General features: G+C 48.2%; 16 protein-coding genes and 1 pseudogene. 10 read left to right on the top strand and 7 right to left on the bottom strand.

Annotated elements, in window-relative coordinates:
* Window positions 1-332: 332 nt before the first annotated feature.
* From AM1_RS11440 to AM1_RS11425, 4 genes are all read left to right on the top strand, one after another.
* Window positions 333-1,517, top strand: coding sequence for an AAA family ATPase (locus AM1_RS11440; RefSeq protein WP_012163002.1), 1,185 nt, complete (start codon window positions 333-335; stop codon window positions 1,515-1,517).
* A gap of 319 nt (window positions 1,518-1,836) precedes the next feature.
* Window positions 1,837-2,235: a hypothetical protein gene (locus AM1_RS11435; RefSeq protein WP_012163001.1), complete on the top strand. Its 399-nt coding sequence runs from the start codon at window positions 1,837-1,839 to the stop codon at window positions 2,233-2,235.
* A 141-nt stretch (window positions 2,236-2,376) separates the two neighbouring features.
* Window positions 2,377-3,597, top strand: a complete 1,221-nt coding sequence (locus AM1_RS11430) for a nuclear transport factor 2 family protein (RefSeq protein WP_012163000.1) — start codon at window positions 2,377-2,379, stop codon at window positions 3,595-3,597.
* A gap of 50 nt (window positions 3,598-3,647) precedes the next feature.
* Entirely contained in the window at window positions 3,648-4,613 is a 966-nt protein-coding gene (locus AM1_RS11425) for an aldo/keto reductase (RefSeq protein ID WP_012162999.1), read from the top strand.
* On the opposite strand, the gene AM1_RS11420 is transcribed toward AM1_RS11425, so the two are convergent.
* Window positions 4,610-5,152, bottom strand: coding sequence for a peroxiredoxin family protein (locus AM1_RS11420; RefSeq protein ID WP_012162998.1), 543 nt, complete (start codon window positions 5,150-5,152; stop codon window positions 4,610-4,612). The two genes, AM1_RS11425 and AM1_RS11420, sit on opposite strands and share 4 nt — an antisense overlap.
* Window positions 5,153-5,357: 205 nt before the next feature.
* Here AM1_RS11420 and AM1_RS11415 point away from each other — a divergent pair, with 205 nt between their 5' ends.
* Entirely contained in the window at window positions 5,358-5,834 is a 477-nt protein-coding gene (locus AM1_RS11415) for a hypothetical protein (protein ID WP_012162997.1), read from the top strand.
* 133 nt (window positions 5,835-5,967) lie between these two features.
* Here the strand turns inward: AM1_RS11415 and AM1_RS11410 are convergent, their stop codons facing one another.
* The 4 genes and pseudogenes from AM1_RS11410 to AM1_RS39795 form a co-directional block, all read right to left on the bottom strand.
* A complete protein-coding gene (locus AM1_RS11410) occupies window positions 5,968-7,233 on the bottom strand; it encodes a Y-family DNA polymerase (RefSeq protein ID WP_071819947.1) in 1,266 nt (421 codons plus the stop codon).
* Entirely contained in the window at window positions 7,230-7,661 is a 432-nt protein-coding gene (locus AM1_RS11405; protein ID WP_041659700.1) for a LexA family protein, read from the bottom strand. Before AM1_RS11405 ends, AM1_RS11410 begins: the two co-directional genes overlap by 4 nt.
* 289 nt (window positions 7,662-7,950) lie before the next feature.
* On the bottom strand, window positions 7,951-9,081 hold the full coding sequence (locus AM1_RS11400; protein ID WP_012162994.1) for a sugar phosphate nucleotidyltransferase: 1,131 nt from the start codon (window positions 9,079-9,081) through the stop codon (window positions 7,951-7,953).
* Between the two features lie 538 nt (window positions 9,082-9,619).
* Window positions 9,620-10,617, bottom strand: a pseudogene (locus AM1_RS39795) (IS1/IS1595 family N-terminal zinc-binding domain-containing protein).
* A 137-nt stretch (window positions 10,618-10,754) separates the two neighbouring features.
* Between AM1_RS39795 and AM1_RS11385 the strand changes: the two are divergent.
* The 5 genes from AM1_RS11385 (at window position 10,755) to AM1_RS11365 (ending at window position 15,396) form a co-directional block, all read left to right on the top strand.
* Window positions 10,755-11,222, top strand: a complete 468-nt coding sequence (locus AM1_RS11385) for a hypothetical protein (RefSeq protein WP_012162991.1) — start codon at window positions 10,755-10,757, stop codon at window positions 11,220-11,222.
* 70 nt (window positions 11,223-11,292) lie between these two features.
* Window positions 11,293-11,694: a hypothetical protein gene (locus AM1_RS11380; protein WP_041659695.1), complete on the top strand. Its 402-nt coding sequence runs from the start codon at window positions 11,293-11,295 to the stop codon at window positions 11,692-11,694.
* Window positions 11,695-11,757: 63 nt separating this feature from the next.
* Window positions 11,758-12,477 carry a rhomboid family intramembrane serine protease gene (locus AM1_RS11375; protein WP_012162987.1) on the top strand — a complete coding sequence of 240 codons (720 nt, stop codon included), beginning with the start codon at window positions 11,758-11,760 and terminating at the stop codon, window positions 12,475-12,477.
* A gap of 7 nt (window positions 12,478-12,484) precedes the next feature.
* A complete protein-coding gene (locus AM1_RS11370; RefSeq protein ID WP_012162986.1) occupies window positions 12,485-14,062 on the top strand; it encodes a metallophosphoesterase family protein in 1,578 nt (525 codons plus the stop codon).
* Window positions 14,063-14,316: 254 nt separating this feature from the next.
* Window positions 14,317-15,396 (top strand): N-acetylmuramoyl-L-alanine amidase, encoded by a 1,080-nt coding sequence (locus tag AM1_RS11365; RefSeq protein ID WP_012162985.1) that lies wholly within the window; start codon window positions 14,317-14,319, stop codon window positions 15,394-15,396.
* Window positions 15,397-15,415: 19 nt separating this feature from the next.
* Here the strand turns inward: AM1_RS11365 and AM1_RS11360 are convergent, their stop codons facing one another.
* On the bottom strand, window positions 15,416-17,812 hold the full coding sequence (locus tag AM1_RS11360; RefSeq protein ID WP_012162984.1) for a protein kinase domain-containing protein: 2,397 nt from the start codon (window positions 17,810-17,812) through the stop codon (window positions 15,416-15,418).
* On the bottom strand, window positions 17,809-18,618 hold the full coding sequence (locus AM1_RS11355) for a PP2C family serine/threonine-protein phosphatase (RefSeq protein WP_012162983.1): 810 nt from the start codon (window positions 18,616-18,618) through the stop codon (window positions 17,809-17,811). The genes AM1_RS11360 and AM1_RS11355 overlap by 4 nt, the downstream gene beginning before the upstream one ends.
* Window positions 18,619-18,622 lie beyond the last annotated feature (4 nt).

The following is an 18,622-nucleotide window of genomic DNA, read 5'->3' as shown; positions in this document are numbered from 1 at the left end:
AACACCTAACGCCTATTTCATTGACCAGAATATTCGCTTTACGATCTTGTCTTGTTGGCATTGGGCTGTTGCCTCAAGGGCGAAAACAGTCTTCTGAGAATGAATAGCATAGTATTTATATCCAAACTGAAAAAAATAGTATGGATTCTTTTGTTGATTCAAATATTTAGAGTTTATAGAGAAATTATGCTATTTCTTCGATCAATCTCTGATCTCAATTTTTCGGGTGTTATCTATCGTTCAGCATAGACTCATTACATTTTTCATGAATCTGGGATGAATAAACCCTATCCCAAGTGATTAAAAATTCAATGTTGGGGAAATTCGTTCCAATGCGCCAAGACGTCGACCAATATCTTTCTATACTTATTCGTCAAAAACTCCACTTATGTCTCTCGGAAGGCTGGGTTTATGGACAATTGAATCAAGAGTTCCCGCTTGAAAAGGATGAATTGGAAGAACTTGCCAGACGCTTGGGATTTCGGAAAGGTTGGAATCCTGGTCTGAAAGACTTACTGGAATACCAATGGTCTAAGGATCAAGAAACCGTTCGGACTTTGGAGAGAATTCGGAGAAAATCTTTAGTCCCAAAGCCACCCCAGTGCACAAATCGCAATCCACAAAATCAAAAAAGCAAGCATGCTGAGACTTCGCCTGATCAGACGAAAAAAATTAGTAATCAAGAGGAATTGCAACACGCTCTCAATCAGCTTTATGCCCTAACGGGTTTAGATACGGTTAAATCTACAGTGCAAGAGTTAGTCAACATCGCCAAGGTATCTCAGATGCAGGCGAAAGTGGGCATCAAGTCTCCTGGAATCACAAGACATCTAGTATTCACGGGCAATCCTGGAACGGGCAAAACCACGGTCGCGAGGCTGCTGGGAAAGATTTATAAACATTTGGGTGTGGTGTCAGAAGGACATTTTATCGAAGTTGATCGAAGTCATTTAGTCGCTGAATATGTGGGTCAAACAGCGCCTAAAACCACCCAAGTGATCGAATCAGCACTAGGAGGGGTGCTTTTTATTGATGAGGCTTATGCACTGGTTGCAGATGGTCGTGGAGATGCCTTTGGACAAGAGGCAATCAATACACTCCTCAAGATGATGGAAGACCACAGAAACGACTTGGTGGTGGTGGTTGCAGGCTATAAAGAAGAGATGTCTCGTTTTATTGATTCCAACCCTGGTTTAAAGTCCAGGTTTTCTAGAGCGATCCATTTTGAAGATTATGCCCCATCTGAGTTAGCTGATATTTTTAAAGCGATTTGTGAACAGCATGGCTATCTTCTCTCTGCACAAACCTTGAAGTCCATGCGTCATTTAATTGGACAATATGAAACCCAAATCGGCGAATTGGGAAACGGCCGCTTTGTGAGAAACCTTTTTGATCGTTGTGTTGCAATGCAATGTGGCCGTTTGGCTGCTTTAGCCAGACCGACTAAGGATGATTTAAGAACGTTTTTGCCTGCTGATATACCGACGCAAGAGCAACTCACCCAGTCTCTCCTATAAAAACAGCGGGGTTCAGTATTTAGCAAAAAGCTGAGTGAAAGGGTATCAGACGCTGATTCGTGCTGTGGTACTCAGGGAAATAGCGTCGACATAATGCGCTGATCCTGATGCATATACAAGCTGCGATCGCACGATAGTTTCATAGCATTTGTATGGCACTCTATCAGAGCCTGAAGAGATGAGTTCGAAGATGACACCAATTTTTTTTATCTGGCTTTTGCTCATCTCCATCTGTTACAGCTGCTTGATATACCTCGTGAGTGACTCAATTGCTCTCGGGTTTTGGTTCTTACTATGGTTAACTTCACTTCTCTTCTCTATGACGACAGTGTTTGCCTTTAGATGGCAAAGGTGGCGTTATCTTTTCCTGATTCAGCCCCTGGCAGTCCTAGTTACCTTCTTCTTCTGGTCACCGGTTAGGCCTTTTGTGAGCTTTTACTTTTCTCTGCATCCAGATATGACCCTCCCAGAAGTGAGAGCTGCCGTTACACAAACTTATGCGGGTACGTCTTTCCGATTACCCAGTGAAGAGAATTGGAGGCCGAATCAGGAGGAAAAGAAAGTTGGTATTTCCAAAAAGCTCTATCTAGTTGACCCCCATAACGTACTTCTAGACTGTGATGCAATCTTCATCAGTTTTAATCCAGAAGGCAAATTGGTTACTGCCCGATATTCGTCGTTTCCCTTCCCAGACATACGAGTTCCTCAAGAACTCTGAGAGGGAGGGTATAAAGCATGAGGGGACTCGCTAACCTTGAGTAAAATGAAGCTGTCGGTCGCTCTTGGCCGAGCGTTTGGGCGGGCATCAGTGTCAGAAGGCTGGCTTTGTTGACAGTATGTCTGCTGCTCAACTGCCCAGATGACCGATGTTCTCCTCTATGTCCTGAACCCCATGACACTCCCAGCCCATCTCCTCATTCAGGCCATGTATGAGGCCATTAATGAGCGCAATGTTGCCAAAGCCCTGGAATATGTTGATCCAGACTGTTGTTATCAAGACCTAAATTTTCCGATACCTTTTCAAGGGAAAGCAGCAGTGGGGGAGCTATTCACTGAATCTTGTAAAGGGATGCCTGCAGACTTGTTATTTGTGGTGGACGACATTACGGAAGGTGATGCTCTTGCGGTAGGTATTCTCTGGCATGTGGAGCTGGGTGGTATTCCCCTACCCAATGGACGAGGGGTTAGCTTTTGCCGACTATCTGAGAAAACTGGAAAACTGATCTTTGCCCGGGATTTGGTTGAACCTGTGATCAAGCCTGGTAAAGGCGCATTTTTGATTCTGCGCTTGATTGCCCCCTTAGTGCGGCTGCTACTGAAACCCGCTGAGCCTGGGGAAACATCACTTCAGTCTTCAGCCAGCCCGCCAGATTCGTCTCAGCCGTGGATATCCAGACTGCTCTGGCTTTTGGCTGGAGCCTATATTTATATCCTGTTTCTCTCTCCACCAGGACAACTGATGCCTGGAGAACCAGTATGGGCGATTCAAGCGGAAACCTGGCAGGAAGTGCTGAATGAGTCCCTCAACTTCTTCTTTATCTTGCCCTTAGCTAACATGCTAGGCATTCACTACCTGGAAGCGCCTCTGGTTCATCCGGTAGACCAAGCCTTTTTCAACTTTGCCATTGCTTGGATTTTTATTTTCTTGCCCTTACTGTTAGCTGATGTGCGTAGCCAAAAGCTACCCAAAGTGCCGATTTGGAGTATGGCGCTCTTTCTGACGAATGCTTTTATGATTCCGTATATGGCCATGAGAGCTGCCATGCCCCTCCCTGAAGACATACCATCGCCTTCGAAAGGGCTTTTAGCTCGGGCCTTTGGTTGGATAGGGTTTTTGGTGAGTGGGATGGCGCTGTTCTGGTTTGGGTTTATTGGACCAGAATTTGGCACTGTGGCAGAGCGACTTAACTATTTCGGGACTCAGGTAACGATAAACCGGGTCTCCGCTGCCTTCTGTGTGGACTTTGTCTTCTTTACGCTTTTTCAGATTGTTCTGCTAGGTGCTGTAGAAACTAATCCTAAAAAACGGTGGCTGCGATTCGTGCCTTTTTGGGGTTTAGTAACCTGGCTAATTATTTAAGTGGCAGAGCCATTCAATCGTAACTATAAGCATCTCCCTAGGAGTAAATTATGTTGACCATTAATTCAACGCCAATCAAGCAAATCGGCTATGGTGCCATGGTATTGGAAGGTTACTACGGTGCCAGCGAAGATCAAACGGCAGTAGAAACCCTGACCTATGCCATTGAGCAGAATATGATGATCGATACGGCTGATGCCTATGGTGCAGGACATAACGAAAGCTTACTTAAACAAGCCATACAGCAATCCACCCAAACGCCTTTTGTGGCAACCAAGTTCGGCATTGTATTTGAAGAAGATCAAACGGGCCATCAAATAGACACCGGTTGGGGATTTCCCCTCACCATCAACGGCACTCGGTCCTACGTTAAACGTGCGATTGACAACAGCCTTGAGCGCCTGGGTGTCAATCAAATTGATTTACTGTATGCACACTACCTTGATCCCAGTACCTCCCTGGAAGAAACGGTCTCTGCCATGGCAGAAGCTGTTCAAGCGGGCAAGGTGAAAGCGATTGGATTGTCTAATGTAACCGCTGAGGAAATTATTCAAGCAAATCAGGTCCATCCCATTTCAGCGGTTCAATACGAATATTCCTTATTTAGACGTGAAGCGGAGACTGATATTTTGCCAGCCATTAACAGTATCAGCGCATCCCTTGTTTGTTGGTCCCCCCTTGGCGCTGGATTCCTAACAGGTACTGTTAAGCAGTTAGATGACGGTGATTTCCGCACTAATAATCCTAAAATGCAAGGCGAGAATCTCAGCAAAAACCTTCAGCGTCTTGAGGACATCAAAAAGATTGCTCTTGATTTGAACATTACGCCTGCACAGCTTGCCCTGGCTTGGTTAATTGCCCAAGGTGACAATATCATTCCGATTCCAGGGAGTCGCAAAAAATCCCGTATCGATGAAAATCTTGCGGCTCTTGGTATTCAGTTAAGTGCAGAAACGTTGCGAAACCTGGATGAGATCGCACCCATCGGGGCATTTCAAGGGGCAACTTTGGTTTAGCCCTGGGGGATTAAACCCTCAAGAATAGTGAGTACTTCATCCATTCCTGCATTGTGATCGACGAACGAAAACATATGGCGGAAGCGGATTGTGCCGTCTACATCCACAATATATTGAGCAGGTAATGGGGCACCAAGGGCTTGTCCTGCTCCATAGTTGCGGAAGCTTTCACATTTCGGATTGTATAAAAAGGGGTAAGGCAGATCTAAGTCAGAGACGATTTGCTCACTCTGCACTTGATCCGTACTGGAAATCATCAGCAGCTCTGCCCCTCGATCCACAATCTCGGAGTAGCGCTGTTTTAAGTCTTGAATATGGGGATAGCAAAAGGGGCAAAAAAGTTTTTCGGTAAAGATACGAGTAAAGGCGAGAAAGATGGGCTGCTGTCCACGATAGTCCGACAGTTTGACCGAGTCTCCACCGATTCGAGGTAGCTCAAAGTCTGGCGCCAGCCGCCCCACTGCAGGCTCTCCTTTCCCTGGCAAGGGCACAAAGTTATTTACATAGCGTTGATTAAAGAACCCTGAGCTTTGAGTCATTGGTCACGGAGAGTTAATGGTCAAACGCAAATGCGTGTTACCAATGAGTGTACGTTGTTTTATCAGTTTGGTGGGTTAGATTGTGCTTGTAGAGGCAATCATGAAGCATAACTTACATCTAAAATCGACAGAATTATCAGTCTTAAAGTGTTGCTACAATCATTTTTTTGACAACACTTTAAGACAAGCTTAATAGATAAAAAATATGAGAATTATTGATCATAATAATGAAAAATTAGTAATTCAATATTATCCAATTCATAGCTGGGTTTTCTTCAGTGCCTTTATTCTACTAGGATTAATCGGTCTATTTCTTCCTGCCAATAGTGCGGATGAGCTACTAGTAGGACACATTGCTGCTGGGGCTATTTTAGGGTTGTGCATCATATTTATTTGTGTTTTTGATTCAGTAAAAATCAATACATGGAGCTTTAATAAGAGAGATGGCATACTTACGGTCAATAAGATGGGACTGCTAGGTCCAAGTAGTCATGATTACTTATTAAAAGAAATTTATAAGGTCGATATTGAGCAAGAATCCGATCAAATATTTTATGGAATTAAATTAATTCTCTTGAATAGAAAAACCTTACACTTATGTGGAGATAACTCACTTTCCATAGAAAAGGCTCAACAGGGAGTAAGGCTTATTCAATCCTTTTTACATATCAAGCATCAGTAATGATGGTCTTGTGCTTGGTGAGCTGGTGTCAGTAGAACCCAATCAGCGAAAACACCTTGAACTTCTTTGGGGTTTGGCACCTATCTAATCGAGGGGAGTGAAACTGCAAGCCACTAGCCTGAGGCTATCTCCTTCAACAACTCGCCACAGGTAACTCTGCCCAGCAGGTTGTATACCTCGGCGATCGCCACTTTGACTGCATTTTCCAGGTCTGCTTTGCCCCCGACGCTGCAATGCCGATCGTGCCTCGGCCAAACCGAGTATTCACCTCATCCATAATCGACATCAGTCTCTTTCGTTTCTCCCAACCCTCATCTTTCTCCCAGAGATGCCCTTGGATAGTCGTTTCAGAACAAAGACCCACCATCAGCACACCTGCCTTCTGAAATTCCCGGTCCGGTTCGTAGAGTCGCTCCATGGCTTTGCGGGCCGCTTCGACTATGGCGGGCGTATAGCTAGTGGCAATAGGGAACTGCACTGTTGCGGATTGGCGAAAATATCCTGACTTAAAAGGGCTGGTGCGGGCGAATACAACCATGGCCTCTGCCACCTGCTGTTCCTGGCGCAGCTTCTCTGCCGCTCTTGATGCGTAGGCTGCGATCGCATCTTGCAAATCCGCCAACTCTGTGACGGGCTGACCAAAGGAGCGAGACACACAAATTTCTTTTTTGGGCTTGGCCACCAGCTCTAGGGGCAGACAAGAAATTCCCTGAAGCTCATGAATTATCCGCACACCGACCACCCCCATTTTCTGACGGATCATCCCTTCATTGGCATCTCGCAGTTCCTTTGCCGTTTCAATGCCCTGGCTGAGTAGCCACTTATTGTATTGCCGTCCAATTCCCCAAATCTCTTTCACAGGAAAGGTGGCCAGAATCCCTTCCGCATTGCGGGCCGTGGACAGATCAAAGACGCCATCATATCCCTTCTGTTTTTTAGCAACGTGGTTGGCAATTTTCGCTAACGTTTTGGACGTGGCCATCCCCATCGAAACTGGAATCCCCGTCCATTTTTTCACCGTCTCTTTGATGTTGCGGGCATAGGTCGTGGCCTCAGCAAATTCCGGCATACGGATAAAGCACTCATCAATGGAGTAGATTTCTTGTTCAGGTGTGTGCTGCTCCAAGACTGCCATCACCCGCTGGGAGAGGTCACCATACAACGCGTAGTTGGAGCTAAAGACTCGTACGTCATGCTTTTTAATCAGATCTTGGGCCTTGAACAGCGGCACCCCCATGCCTAAGCCTAAGGCTTTCGCCGCAGCATTGCCGGTCACAACGACCCCATCATTATTGGAAGCGATCACAACCGGCTTATGTTGCAAGTGGGGATTGAGCGCCATTTCACAGGAGGCATAGAACGAGTTGCAGTCACACAGCCCGATTAGACGCTGTTTCAAACCTGCAACCCATGCACCACATAGGTGACCACACCCCACACCTGAAATTCCATTCCGGCTTTGACGACGATGGGGGTATAGTCTGCATTGGCGGCAGCTAATAAAATTGTTTTTTGCGATAATCGCAGCTGTTTCACCGTAAACTCGCCGTTTAAGACAGCAATCACTACGGCCCCATCGACGGGGGTTAGGGAGCGATCCACAATCAATAAATCCCCCGAGAAGATTCCACAGCCTTCCATCGAATCTCCTTTGACACGCATCAAAAACGTCGCAGCAGGGCGAGGAATGAGCGCTTCTTGCAGATTCAAATTGTTCTGTAAATGGTCATCGGCTGGGGAAGGGAACCCAGCAGGGACTGGGACAGATAGACAAGGCAGACACAGAGAATCTGCCCAAGAGACAGCATGAACTGAGCAAATGAGCATTTTTATAGTGCATATGTACTATAAAAAGAGTAGCACAGGTTTTCGAGGAATATCGAGTGTTATCGGACCCTGACGAAGTCTTATCCCTTTCTTGCCTTAAGATGAATGAAGTCAAATGCACCGTATTCTCGAAACTGTCAGTATGATTTTGCTGACAATGTTCCTCATATTGACCAGCAACTCTGAGAGAACAAGCGATTATCTCGATAGTTCTAAATTCGGTCAAAATCTTCTGAGGAAGATCAAGACCAAGGACTGTGCTGGTCCTTTTGTGAGCAGAAGTACCAGCTTAGATCATCACAGGTGCGGGAACATGAGCATCTTGGCGAACATCCGTAATCAGCCAATCCAAAGCGGCTGTGCGAACATCGAGGGATACACCTGTTTTATCCACACAGTAGCGTCCAAACACCAACTTATCGACTAGATTCGCTTCAGGACCCAGGCGAGAGTACTCGAAGATCACGCTGTTGTCTACCGTTGCGCCCTTACAAATATGACAGTTCGGTCCAATCATGGTTGGGCCAATAATTTTTACCCCGTCATCAATACGAGTCATGCCGCCAATGTATACCGGACCTTGAATATCGACCTTATCCCAGTTGACATCAACGTTCAGGCCAGTATAGATACCAGGCTTCACTTCACGACCTGGAATCGCCACATTTTTGACCTCGCCTTTCAATACGCTACGAATGGCATGCCAATAATCGGGAACCTTGCCAATATCCACCCATTGAAAATCCATGGCAACGCCATAAAACGGTAAATTCATCGACACCAGTTTGGGAAAAAGATCCCCCCCAATATCAAACTCTTCTCCAGAGGGAATCAAATCTAGAATCTCAGGCTCAAAAATATAAATACCTGTGTTGATGGTGTTGCTGAGGGCCTCATCAACCGTAGGTTTCTCCTGGAAAGATTTGATTCGGCCTTCTTCATCCGTGACGACAACCCCATAGCTAGAAACATCATTTGGATCGACGGTTTTCATAATGATGGTGGCCATGGAGCCTTTTTGTCGATGCCATTCCACTGCAGCCGTTAAATCTAGATCAATCAGGGCATCACCACAGAGCACAATAAAGGTATCGTCAAAAAATGGCGAAAAGTCCTGAATCCGCTTCATCCCTCCTGCTGAACCAACGGCATCTCCGATCAGCATGCCGTCTTCAATTCGCCCTTCAAAGGAGTACGCAATATCCACGCCAAAACCTTGGCCATCTCTAAAATAGCTTTCAATTTCATCTGCTAAATGGCTTACGTTCACCATGATTTCATCAAAACCATGTTGCCGAAGTAGATCGACTAGAAACTCCATTACAGGTTTCTGCATGATCGGAATCATGGGCTTGGGAATCGTGAACGTTATTGGGCGAACGCGGGTGCCTTTACCAGCCGCCAAAATCATTGCTTTCATATCAAATAGTTTGTGTATAGAGAACTAGTAACTGATCGAAATATTGCATTAGATTCTCAGAGGTTCATGCGCTAGCTTTCTATCGGATTGCTAGGGCATTATGGGCCATGCCCTAGATTGCCCTTGACTAAAAAAAACACATCATAGAGAAAAATATTTTGCCAAAAGTAGTCTATAAAATTACAAGAATTTAGATCCTAATTTATTTTTGTGTATGAAAATATCTTTCTTTTTTTATTAGGATTTTCAAAGGGTTTTGAGTCTAGAAAGCCTGCTAAAAAAGAAATGTAGCAATTTCAACCGCAGGTCAGATATCCAAAGATAGCTGGCCATAGTTAGCCATCTTTGATTTAAATTATCCTGAGCATTTGGAGGTGTTGATTAAGGACAAATATGATTAAGAAGGATAGCAACTCTCAAGTTGTCGCAATGTTCAACATTACTATTTTTCGGCACTGGTCTACTAACAGGGCACATACCTAAACCCTTTATTGGTGAGGAGTTCTAAAGTACTCAGTGGGCGAGAGGCACTGGTCTACTAACAGGGCACATACCTAAACCCTTTATTGGTGAGGAGTTCTAAAGTACTCAGTGGGCGAGAACAAAATCCCATCTCCATGGCTAGTGTGGTCTGCTTACTGAGTTCCCAATGGGGTCTAACCCAGTTATGAATCAGGCGTTGTACGTCTAGCACTCGCTGTAACGCCGACCGCTTCTTAGCGTAGAGATTCTGCCGCCTTCGATAAGCACTACATCGTCTCCTCAAGGCAGCATTGTGAGCCTCATTATGATTGGCATGGATCTCAGACCCTGGACTGATAGCGGTAAAGGGATGCTCTGCTTTCACCCACTCTACTCGCCGATTCCCCTGAGACCCTTTAACTTTCATCACGACTTCTAACCCTTCTCGCCAAACCTTGCGATGCCCATAGTCAGGATGACACTCATCACCTTTGAGATAGACACTGGCAAGCTGCCAAAGTTCTTGTCCATAACGCCTTTCACCATCGGTAAACCATCGAATCCCATCACAGGCTTTCACCCACTCCCAAGCTGAGTAAACGCCATTTGCAAAAAGTTGTGCATCCTTGAGGCCAGCTAGTGCTGTCAACCAATAGCGGCTTTCGCGTTCAAGGAAGTGGATGGTCCAGCCCTGGGACTGGCTGGGGGGGAAGATTTTTGCCTACACGAGTGTATACTTCATCCCCTTCTACCGTCACATCAGAGGCTGCTGGTGCGGGGGGGTGACCAGTTCTGTGCTTGGTCTGCTAGGCGTTTTTCCCAACGCATAATGGTGGTATGAGATTTACCAAAGGTACGACCTGCTGAACGGACCCCCATTCCTTCGGTGCGAGCTTTGATGGCATAGCTCACCACTGAACTAGCGGTGCGTAAACGAGCCATTGGGGTGCCTGTGCGTTCGTTGAAACGACGATTGCAATCCTTACACTGATATCGCTGGACTAATGTCCCATCTTGCAGACTATCAAAGCCACGCTTAAGGATCTTCTCACTTTGACAGTATGGGCATTCCATTGATCTACATCAGGTTCCGTCGAAGGCATTATAGCTAGATCCTGCTAACAGACCAGTGCCTATTTTTCTCTAGAAAGAAATGGGTGGATCGTCGGTGGGTATTTTTAAACTGAAAGATAATCAAGTCATCTAATTCAATGCCGCAACTAGGACAAGTCGTAGGGTATAGCTTAGGAATTTTGGGGTTGACCCTGTCAGGATATCCATTGATGGCTTGTGAACTGCCTCAAAAATACGACCCAACCGTTAACCATATGCCTCTCATCCAGGATCAAAAAACGCTGCAAAAATATGGGAGCCAAACGGTGACCTTGCAAGGGCGCTACGTTGCCCAAAAACAAATACCAGATATCACGAGCGCAGGCATCTGGAATCCCGAGCAACCGCCCATTCCCCATATCCGAGCCACGATAGTTTTGAACGATGGGACCTCTGTCTTCCTTTATCCTCCGACCCATAAGCAATCTTTGCGCTCCCCTGCAGAAGCCGACCAGTTTGATCAGCAGACCGTCAGGGTGGAGGGAACGGTTGAGGTGAACACGGTTGGTAGCTCAGCTTCCCGATGGGTGATTCGTCCTGTAGAGATACAGTTGGCATCTCCTTAAGCCGCTTCTATGATTGAGCTATGCCTGCTGTTGATCCAGTTGGGCAGATCGCCACCGTGGGATATGAAAGATGTCTTCAACCATCTCTATCAAGACATTTGCCCTTTGGTTTGGGCTATATGCAATCGGCAGCTTTATCATCCATAATCTGCTGGCCTTTACCATTCCAGTTGCGATCGCATTCTTCATGCTGGTACTGCCTGGATATGGTGTGGGTCTCCTCTACCTGATCGTCTGTGCAATTAAGCATCCCCATGGCCAGCTCAGGTATCGCGAGATCTGGCTGTGGGGGAGCCTGATTTGCCAGGGGTTGGTCCTGCTCGCGAGCCCCAGGGATTGCTTTGGCTTTAAGCAGGGAGCTGACTGTACGCCCCCAGTCGCTGGATTTGCGGTTGTCGTAGTACTCTACTTTATTGCTCTGATGGGGTTTCTGATAACGCTGCGCATTGAACCTGCTAAGACTCAGGGATAACACACCCGTTCACGGGATAAATAAACTAAGCTGCATAGTAGTCCCCCCAGCGAGGTTGTACAAGTGGTTCCTCTTCGCGATGAAAATCCAACTCAAATCACGCCCTATGTGACCTATGGCCTGATTGTTCTCAATGTATTGATCTTTGGCTATGAGTTGAGCTTGTCTCCGGGACAGCTCAGCCTCTTTATGCAGCATTGGGCGGTGGTTCCCATCGAACTGACTGCGAGTTTTGGCGGCTTTTCTGCGGTGGATGCCGGAGAGTGGGGCACCTTGATTACCTCCCAATTTCTCCATGGCGGTTTTTTGCATGTGGCGGGCAATATGCTCTACCTATGGATTTTTGGCAATAACGTGGAAGAGCAGCTGGGACGTATACGGTTTCTGCTCTTTTATTTAGCCTGCGGGGCTTTGGCAGTTCTAACCCAATGGTTTTTCAACCCCCTGTCGGTGGTGCCATCCTTAGGAGCCAGCGGTGCGATCGCAGGGGTGATGGGGGCCTATATCTTTCGCTTCCCCCAAGTCAGAATTCTAACCCTAGTCCCCTTGGGCATCTATCTGACTACCTTTAGAATTCCCGCGATTCTCTACCTGGGATTTTGGTTTTTGCAGCAAGCTTTTTACGGTGTTGCCAGTTTAGACGCTCCCGTCACTGTCGGTATGGAAGCGGGTGGAATTGCCTATTGGGCCCATGCCGGTGGATTTGTATTTGGCGCAATTCTGGGGCCGCTTCTGGGGTTATTTAGCAAAGCAGATAGCGCTGTGCTTTCTGCTGAAGATTAGGCCCTCCATGAAGTTGATTGCGGATCCTGCCGTCGCCGTCAAAATTGCCAAAATGCAGGAGCGGGTATGTTGGCAGCATCCTGTTCTACAGGCTAGAGGGATTGATCAAACCCGATTAGTGGTGGATGATGACCGGTCGGATAGTCCCGATTTTTCCTTTTTGGTGATTGGGGATAGTGGCACCGGACAATATCGTGGCGATAGTCCTCAGCGACGCGTGATGGAGCAATTGTTAGCCCATGGGCAGGGCAGCAACTTTGTGCTCCATACGGGGGATGTGGTGTACCTGGTGGGGTCGAAGGAGCAATATTTTGATAATTTTATTCGCCCGTATCGAGAGTGGCTGGTCAATGGTGAGCGGCCTCAACAGATTGCCTACGATCAAATGGTCTTTAAGGTGCCTCTGTTTGCCGTACCGGGCAACCATGATTACTATGATTTACCCTGGTGTGTGGGGCTGATTGCGCAGGCCACTTTACCGATCCGTAATCTGTTTCAGCGCCAGCTCGATCTCGATCTGGGCTGGCATGGGTCCAATAAAGGGGATGCCTATGCCCAAGCGTTTTTAGATTATCTCCAGCGGTTGACAACGGCTGAGCTTCGCCAGCATATTGAGGCCCATTACACTGCTGATTTTCGTGGCCAGCGTTGCTTGCGCTATCAACCTGGGGTGTTTACGCGGTTACCCAACCGTTACTATCAGTTTCGTCAGGGCGGGATTGATTTCTTTGCCCTGGACTCGAATACCTTAAATACCCCACTGCCCATTCCTAAAGATAAAACGGGCCGATTGCGACGACGACAACTCAAAGCCGATCGCCAAGCCCTGATCAATGCCAGAAGTCGGGCATTGGCAGCAGCGTTGCGCCAGTATGAGTCTCGCTCAGAGGATGATGACAGCGATACCTATACTAAAGTTGAGCAATTAGACGAGCAAATTTTAGATATTGATAAGCAATTGGCGGATGACCCTGACCTTCGCTTAGATATCGAACAGTTGGTGTGGCTAAAACAGCGGTTAATTGAGTCCTGGTCCACCCCCGAGGTGAGAGGACGCGTCTTATTTTTCCATCACCCTCCCTATGTCACCGAGGCCAGTAAATGGTATCAGGGCCAAACTCTGGCCATCCGCCGTCATTTGCGCCAGGTTTTAGATCAGGTCCAGCAGGCCGTGGGAGAGCAAACGGCTGGTCGTCCCCTGGTGGATTTGATCCTCAATGGCCATGCCCACTGTCTAGAGGTTTTGAAAACCGGCGATACGGGCCATGCCGATTCCCATATCAATTGTGTGGTGTGTGGCGGCAGTGGATTTAGTCTGCGGCGACAACGCCCCGAAGGCCCTGACTTGTGGGAGTTGGTGGATAGCGGATCCGAGCGATGCGTGGCGCGATCGCAACTCTTTATTAGCCGCCATGGACAGGGGTCTCAAAAACATCGCCCCTATTCCGGGCTCCGGATTGATGTCCAGGCCGGAACGCCCCCTAAATTTATCCTGCGTCCTCTGATTGCAGAACGCTTTCAACGCCAGTGGTATCACTATCCCCTGGCACCGATTCGTCTCTCCCAAGGGGTAGAAGACACTTAGCATCCGGCGAAACATTTAAGAAACGCAAAGCAGTCAGGAAAACAATAAATTAGGTGTTATTACTTTCTAGCAAAGGATTTCAGCCCATATCTTTATCACTATTGATTCATAAGACTTGCGTCTGCAGCAATGATCCATGATGATGGCGGGCGATACGCATCATCTTTCTCTGGGCAAAACATCTGCCCAGGAAACTTGATCGCACTCCGACCAGTCAAGAGGGATTGACCCCCCACCTAATCGAGACTAAAGATTTGCCTGCTCAGAGACGACTGTGGAATTGCAAGATAAGGAAAGCCGGTTGGGTATTGCCCCTCGCTTTGAGTCTATTCTGCTGGGCAGACAGTGCATCAGCGGGTCAACTGACCTACTGGAAGTTTAATTCTAAGCAAAGTCGCATTGACCTGATTACGAACTCAGCGACGAAGCCGCGGGCAAAAGTCGTCATGAACCCGACCCGGTTGGTGATTGACCTTCCCAACACCACCTTCCGTAAACTCAAAGCCCGCCGCAAAATTAGCAAATATGTTCGAGAAGTGCGGGTCGCTCAGCATAATCGTAAGACCACGCGGGTGGTAGTTGAGCTGAGTAAAAAATACACCTTGAGCCCCCGGCGAGTTCTGGTGCGGGGGATTGCCCCGAATCGCTGGTATGTGCAACTGCCTAAATTTTTCCCCCTCAAGGATGCTAAAAAGTCGTCTCGGCGAACCATTGCCGTGCGAGTTCCGCCCCCCAAAATCCCCAAGCCTTCTATTTCTTCACCGGGACCCATCGTTTCTAAACCCGTCAAATCCGGGGCAAAAGTCGTCGTCATTGATCCGGGCCATGGGGGGGCGGATCCAGGTGCCGTGGGCATTGGTGGTCTCCAGGAGAAACGAGTCGTCTTGGATGTGTCGACGCAAGTGCATAACCTGCTGCGAAAGCGGGGGATTAATGCGGTGTTGACACGGACGGGCGATCGCGAAGTTGACTTACCGCCACGAGTGGCCAAAGCTGAAGGGGCTCGCGCCGACGTGTTTGTCAGTATTCATGCCAATGCCATTAGCCTGAGCCGTCCTGAAGTCAACGGTTTAGAAACCTACTATTATGTGACGGGATACCGTTTGGCCCGCGCCATTCATACCAGCATTCGTCGGACTGTATCCGTCGGCGATCGCGGCATTCGCCAAGCCCGCTTCTATGTCTTAAGAAAATCCTCCATGCCCGCCGCTCTCGTGGAACTTGGGTTTGTAACGGGCAGCACTGATGCGGCAAAATTAAGAACAGCAGCCCATCGCAAACGGTTGGCCGAAGCCATTGCCCAAGGCATCGTCAATTATCTTCAGGGCAGATAGTCGGCAGACACCCTCCGGGCTAAGAGTTGAGTAGGGTGCGCAGAAGCTTTCCGGTCTTTAAATTCCAGACTTTGATACTGCGATCGCTGCTCCCACTCACCAACCAGCGGTTATCGGGACTAATGGCTAAGGTCGAAATGCTGCCTTGGTGAGCCGTCAGGGTTTGGATCAGCTGGCCGGTTTTGAGGCTCCAAATCTTGATGGTCTGGTCCTCTCCACCGCTGATTAGAAATTTGTTGTCGGTACTCACGGCCAACGAAGCCACCCGTTTCTCATGGGCCTTAAAGTTTTTAATCAGCTTACCGGTTTGAAAATTCCATAACCCAAGATTCCCGCCCCAACTTCCCGTAATTAGGGTATTCCCTTGGGGACTTAAGGCGATGGCACTGGTGAGTTCAGAAGACTGCCACCCCTGGGTATTGGGCAAGCGTCTGACTAATTTACCCGTCTGAACATTCCACTGTTGAATTTGGCCGTCACTGTTGCTGGTCACCAAACTTTTCGCATCTGGACTCAGCACCATGGTTTGTTCAGAGGCCATTAATTGCGAGGGGATGCGGGTGACTTTATCTGTCGCTAAGTTATAGAGGAGAATGGAGCCGCCCCAGGCACTACTAGCCATAATGCGTTTTTTGGGATCAATGACGGTGGCCCGAATCCCACCTTCAGGGCGCATGGCAGTGTAATTGACAAAGCTGCGACTTAGGGTGGCCGTGGTCAAGTCCCACTGCAAGACTTTACCGCTAATGCTGCTGCTAATCAGGGACTGGCCATCGTCAATAATATGGCTAGAGACCACGGGCTCATAATGTTCCGATAAGGTATTGAGCAATTGCCCCGTCTTTAAATCCCAGATTTTGAGGGTAAAGTCTCGACTACCGCTGACCAGGGTGCCACTATCTGGACTAATCGATAAGGTCGTGATCGTGTCCCAATGGCCTTTTTGACCGTTTACCGGGGCAGCAATGCTTTGACCTGTGGTTGCTTGGCCGGGAGGGGGGAGCTGAGCGATAGGTGGCCCTGACAAGGTGGTGCCGAGCTTGGAGACGAGCCACTGATCGACGGCGCGTTCCAGGGATTTAGACCAATAGCTAAAGGTTTGAGGATTCAGTTCTGGGGCCAAGAGTAACCCCAATCCCAAAAAACTAAAGCCACATAAAATCAGCCCTAGGACTGAATTGGAAATGGAGGGTGGCCAACTCGTCCGCTGGACTAAGGGCATCTGCAGAATCGAGCGGGTGATGCCAGAATTCGGAATTTGCATATTCTGGAGCTGCTGCATCCGTTGGGCATAGGCTGCTGCTAACGCCGGGTTGGCTTGGCTGGGAGGCTGGGTGGCCCAAGGACTCTTCCTCTTTTTTTGCTGGCGACGTTTGGGGGCAGGCTTGGGAATCACCGGATTAGGACTGAAGATATCAACCCCTAGGCGAGAGTTGCGATCGCACCAGTAACAATGGCCATAGCTTTGGCTGTAATGGTGGTTGGACTCCAAATTACAAGTCTTGAGGTTCTCAATGGCTTTCTGCAGGGCGGTCATCCATTGATTGGCAGAGGGGCGCAAATGGGATTGGCCATGGCCCTGGGTAAAGCACTGATGAAAGCAGGACTGCAGCTGGGGGTGCAAAATTGACAGGGGTATGGTGTTGGGACCGGGACGAATCAGGCTTTGGGGGGCGTAGGGCCAGAATCCTTTTTCAATCAGAGTGGTGGGCTGGGGGGACTCTCCTCGACCAATCCACTTCCCTTTGAAGGGCTGATCGCCGAAGAGGAGGAGAAAAACAATTACCCCTAATCGAAACCGATCATGGAGTTCGGTCTGGTCAACGGAGGCTAAATCCTTGCCTAATAATTCGGAGGGGGTAAACCCTTCTGAACCCACCAAACACCGAAACACTTCCCGAGTGTGTGGGTCTTGGACCTGAAACGAATCCGTATCAATAATCGAAATCAGGGCTTGGTTATTGACCAAGATATTTTGGGGTTTGACATCCCCAACCACATACCCTTCTTTATGCACCGCATTCATGCTGGATGCAATATTAAGGGCTGCGGTATGGAGATAATACCAGTTAAATCGAGGTGCTTTGCGACTGCGAAGCCGGGGGTTGTAGATGGTGGATAACTTAACGCTTTCCCCCACTTCCGGCATGATGAACCCCATGGGCTGGCCCTGCTGGTTTTCCAGCAAATCTTTCGGCCAAGCCAGGGAAATATGATTTTGCCCTAGGGTCGGATCTTGAGGCGGATGGGCAATCATCACCCGTAATTTTTGAAACCGCTCCGGTGTGCGTTCGTGATAGAGCTTGGCGAGAAAACCCCGATAGCTAGTTTTCCAAACCGTACCCTCCCCACTACTGGCGATCTGCTTCGTCAGGGATAGTGTGCGACCCGAAACTTGGCATTTGAGAACGGTCATTCGTCAGCCTCTGGCCTAAATAGACAAAGCAGTAAAGTTTTGTCGTCGTCCGTCTTGGCATTTAACCGATCTGATTCTAAAAACATCTCTAAATAGGTTTGGCGTTCCTCAGGATCGGAAATCGAGCGTAAACAGTCTAAGAAAGGCTTGAAGAAAGGTGGAAATGCTTGCCAATCCTGAAATCGAATGGCGACTTTCTCGAGGCCATCCGTAGCCGCACAGACAAAGGGATGATGATCCGCACGCACAGCAATTTGCATATGCTCTACCGCATTATCGCTAGTGACAAACACTGTTTCGTTAATGTATTCGCCTTTAACTGGCTCGAAGAGCAGGTCAAAGGACGGTACGGGTTCAGTTTCAGAGGACTCGGGGGCTGTTTGCTGGGCTTGGGTGACAATAAAGCCATCGCCAATCTGCATACAGGCCAGCCAATGGGGAGTGGAAATAAAGCCTAATAATGTACATCCTAGCTCTCGCAAAGGATACTCACCACTCTCGGCTTGCGATCGCAAGGCCGTAACCACCGCTTCAACCATCTCAGTGAAGAGACTTGGAGCCTCAGCATGAATGGTGTCTAAGTCAACCGCTGACCAGTCTTCTTGTCTGCTCTCCAGGATGGCCAACGCTGTTTTAACGGCGAGCTTAGACCCAACATCTGAGAATTTGGCACTGCCGGCACCATCAGAAACGGCACCAATGATGGTATCTGCTTGCACCAGATAATTGCCATAATCTTGGCAAGGCAATTGTTTCTGTTGATGACGAGTTCCAATTGCAGAATGAACGATTGCTCTCCAGGCCACAACC

Origin of the sequence: Acaryochloris marina MBIC11017, assembly GCF_000018105.1 — a bacterium.
GTDB lineage: Bacteria > Cyanobacteriota > Cyanobacteriia > Thermosynechococcales > Thermosynechococcaceae > Acaryochloris > Acaryochloris marina.
This window is presented reverse-complemented; position numbering and strand designations above follow the sequence as displayed.

What these genes read in the sequence shown, in the direction of transcription:
- AM1_RS11440 (WP_012163002.1), top strand. Translation starts at nt 333, where the DNA reads ATGCGCCAAGACGTCGACCAATATCTTTCTATACTTATTCGTCAAAAA.
- AM1_RS11380 (WP_041659695.1), top strand. Translation starts at nt 11,293, where the DNA reads ATGTCTTCAACCATCTCTATCAAGACATTTGCCCTTTGGTTTGGGCTA.
- AM1_RS11435 (WP_012163001.1), top strand. Translation starts at nt 1,837, where the DNA reads ATGACGACAGTGTTTGCCTTTAGATGGCAAAGGTGGCGTTATCTTTTC.
- AM1_RS11425 (WP_012162999.1), top strand. Translation starts at nt 3,648, where the DNA reads ATGTTGACCATTAATTCAACGCCAATCAAGCAAATCGGCTATGGTGCC.
- AM1_RS11415 (WP_012162997.1), top strand. Translation starts at nt 5,358, where the DNA reads ATGAGAATTATTGATCATAATAATGAAAAATTAGTAATTCAATATTAT.
- AM1_RS11405 (WP_041659700.1), bottom strand. Translation starts at nt 7,661, where the DNA reads ATGCTCATTTGCTCAGTTCATGCTGTCTCTTGGGCAGATTCTCTGTGT.
- AM1_RS11400 (WP_012162994.1), bottom strand. Translation starts at nt 9,081, where the DNA reads ATGAAAGCAATGATTTTGGCGGCTGGTAAAGGCACCCGCGTTCGCCCA.
- AM1_RS11360 (WP_012162984.1), bottom strand. Translation starts at nt 17,812, where the DNA reads ATGACCGTTCTCAAATGCCAAGTTTCGGGTCGCACACTATCCCTGACG.
- AM1_RS11385 (WP_012162991.1), top strand. Translation starts at nt 10,755, where the DNA reads ATGCCGCAACTAGGACAAGTCGTAGGGTATAGCTTAGGAATTTTGGGG.
- AM1_RS11430 (WP_012163000.1), top strand. Translation starts at nt 2,377, where the DNA reads ATGACCGATGTTCTCCTCTATGTCCTGAACCCCATGACACTCCCAGCC.
- AM1_RS11370 (WP_012162986.1), top strand. Translation starts at nt 12,485, where the DNA reads ATGAAGTTGATTGCGGATCCTGCCGTCGCCGTCAAAATTGCCAAAATG.
- AM1_RS11420 (WP_012162998.1), bottom strand. Translation starts at nt 5,152, where the DNA reads ATGACTCAAAGCTCAGGGTTCTTTAATCAACGCTATGTAAATAACTTT.